General features: G+C 53.6%; 1 rRNA gene. It reads right to left on the reverse strand.

Going from position 1 to position 1,619, the window contains the following annotated elements:
- Positions 1-45: 45 nt before the first annotated feature.
- Positions 46-1,596 (reverse strand): 16S ribosomal RNA (locus tag V7127_RS01245).
- Between the last annotated feature and the right edge of the window lie 23 nt (positions 1,597-1,619).

The raw sequence follows: 1,619 nt of genomic DNA on the forward strand, positions 1-1,619 counted from the left end.
AAACGTCTATTTATTGAAGTATCAAGTACTTCAATTCTTCCTTAGAAAGGAGGTGATCCAGCCGCACCTTCCGATACGGCTACCTTGTTACGACTTCACCCCAATCATCTGTCCCACCTTAGGCGGCTGGCTCCTTACGGTTACCCCACCGACTTCGGGTGTTACAAACTCTCGTGGTGTGACGGGCGGTGTGTACAAGGCCCGGGAACGTATTCACCGCGGCATGCTGATCCGCGATTACTAGCGATTCCGGCTTCATGCAGGCGAGTTGCAGCCTGCAATCCGAACTGAGAATGGTTTTATGGGATTGGCTAAACCTCGCGGTCTTGCAGCCCTTTGTACCATCCATTGTAGCACGTGTGTAGCCCAGGTCATAAGGGGCATGATGATTTGACGTCATCCCCACCTTCCTCCGGTTTGTCACCGGCAGTCACCTTAGAGTGCCCAACTGAATGCTGGCAACTAAGATCAAGGGTTGCGCTCGTTGCGGGACTTAACCCAACATCTCACGACACGAGCTGACGACAACCATGCACCACCTGTCACTCTGTCCCCCGAAGGGGAAAGTCCTATCTCTAGGATTGTCAGAGGATGTCAAGACCTGGTAAGGTTCTTCGCGTTGCTTCGAATTAAACCACATGCTCCACCGCTTGTGCGGGCCCCCGTCAATTCCTTTGAGTTTCAGCCTTGCGGCCGTACTCCCCAGGCGGAGTGCTTAATGCGTTTGCTGCAGCACTAAAGGGCGGAAACCCTCTAACACTTAGCACTCATCGTTTACGGCGTGGACTACCAGGGTATCTAATCCTGTTCGCTCCCCACGCTTTCGCGCCTCAGCGTCAGTTACAGACCAGAGAGTCGCCTTCGCCACTGGTGTTCCTCCACATCTCTACGCATTTCACCGCTACACGTGGAATTCCACTCTCCTCTTCTGCACTCAAGTCCCCCAGTTTCCAATGACCCTCCACGGTTGAGCCGTGGGCTTTCACATCAGACTTAAAGGACCGCCTGCGCGCGCTTTACGCCCAATAATTCCGGACAACGCTTGCCACCTACGTATTACCGCGGCTGCTGGCACGTAGTTAGCCGTGGCTTTCTGGTTAGGTACCGTCAAGGTACCGCCCTATTCGAACGGTACTTGTTCTTCCCTAACAACAGAGTTTTACGATCCGAAAACCTTCATCACTCACGCGGCGTTGCTCCGTCAGACTTTCGTCCATTGCGGAAGATTCCCTACTGCTGCCTCCCGTAGGAGTCTGGGCCGTGTCTCAGTCCCAGTGTGGCCGATCACCCTCTCAGGTCGGCTACGCATCGTTGCCTTGGTGAGCCGTTACCTCACCAACTAGCTAATGCGCCGCGGGCCCATCTGTAAGTGATAGCCGAAGCCATCTTTCAGCTTTCCTACATGAGTAGAAAAGAATTATCCGGTATTAGCTCCGGTTTCCCGAAGTTATCCCAGTCTTACAGGCAGGTTGCCCACGTGTTACTCACCCGTCCGCCGCTAACTTTTGGGAGCAAGCTCCCGCAAGTTCGCTCGACTTGCATGTATTAGGCACGCCGCCAGCGTTCGTCCTGAGCCAGGATCAAACTCTCCAATAAATTGTGAGTTGATTAGCTCATAA

Source organism: Bacillus sp. JJ1773 (genome assembly GCF_036962035.1).
In the GTDB taxonomy this organism is placed as follows: domain Bacteria; phylum Bacillota; class Bacilli; order Bacillales; family Cytobacillaceae; genus Cytobacillus.